Annotated in this window: 1 protein-coding gene and 1 pseudogene; one reads left to right on the top strand and one right to left on the bottom strand. The window is 73.6% G+C overall.

Annotated elements, in window-relative coordinates; all coding sequences use genetic code 11:
• A pseudogene (locus tag B7767_RS08105) lies at positions 1–269 on the bottom strand (LytR family transcriptional regulator); the annotation flags it as partial.
• Positions 270–388: 119 nt separating this feature from the next.
• Between B7767_RS08105 and B7767_RS08100 the strand changes: the two are divergent.
• On the top strand, positions 389–946 hold the full coding sequence (locus B7767_RS08100; protein WP_085571569.1) for an acyl-CoA thioesterase: 558 nt from the start codon (positions 389–391) through the stop codon (positions 944–946).
• Positions 947–1,078: the final 132 nt, after the last annotated feature.

Raw genomic sequence — 1,078 nt, 5'->3', positions numbered from 1 at the left:
CCCCCGGCCCCGCCGGTGCCGCCGCCGCCGGGCGTGCCGTAGACCTGGCCGGTGTTGTAGCCGCTGTCGTAGCCGCCGCCACTGCCGTGCCCGTCCACGTACGACGGCTGCTGCGGGACACCGCCGTACGCGCCCTGCCCGGGAGGGGCCGCCGGGCCGCGGCGGACCTGCCGCATGACGCGGGCGCCCTCGGGCTGTGCGCTCGCGCTGCCGCGTCCGTAGCGTCCGCCGCGGTTGTCGTCGGACCGTGCCTCGGGCCAATCAGTCATGGAAGACAGTGTGCAGGTCCCGGCCGTGCGCCATACAAGGGTCGTCGGAAAATCAGGGCACCGCTGTTGCGAAGCTGACACAAATTCCGCAGATGTGACCTCGGCATAAGGTGGAGGCCATGACAGACCAGGCCCCCGCCGCAGCCACGGAGAGTCCGGACATCCCGGGCAAGCCCACCTCGGCGTCCCGTACGACCCTCAGCCACATCATGACCCACAACGACACCAACCTGCTGGGCACGGTGCACGGCGGGGTGATCATGAAGCTGGTCGACGACGCGGCGGGCGCCGTGGCCGGACGGCACTCCGGAGGGCCTGCCGTCACCGCCTCCATGGACGAGATGGCCTTCCTGGAACCGGTCCGCGTCGGTGACCTGGTCCATGTGAAGGCCCAGGTCAACTGGACCGGACGGACCTCGATGGAGGTCGGGGTGCGGGTGCTGGCCGAGCGCTGGAACGAGTCCGCGCCGGCCACCCAGGTCGGCTCGGCGTACCTGGTGTTCGCGGCCGTCGACGCCGACGGGAAGCCGCGCCGGGTGCCGCAGGTGATGCCGGAGACCGAGCGGGACAGGCGCCGCTACCAGGAGGCCCAGATCCGCCGCGCCCACCGGCTGGCCCGCCGCCGGGCGATCGTGGAGCTGCGGGAGAAGCGGGCGGCGGAGGGGTTCGAGGACTGAGCGCTCCGCTGGGTGCGTCGGTCGGCTGCGGCGCCGTCGTGGCCGGTCGCGCCCGCGCGGCGGAGCCGCACATCGGCACGGTCCCGCGCCCCTGGGGTGTCGCCGCACCGCAGCGGTTGGTCGCGCCCGCGC

Source organism: Streptomyces sp. 13-12-16 (assembly GCF_002114215.1).
In the GTDB taxonomy this organism is placed as follows: Bacteria; Actinomycetota; Actinomycetes; order Streptomycetales; family Streptomycetaceae; genus Streptomyces.
Note: the sequence above shows the minus strand (reverse complement) of the source record. Positions and strands in the feature narration are given on the sequence as shown.

Coding starts and splice junctions, on each gene's coding strand:
- B7767_RS08100 (WP_085571569.1), top strand. CDS start 389: ATGACAGACCAGGCCCCCGCCGCAGCCACGGAGAGTCCGGACATCCCG.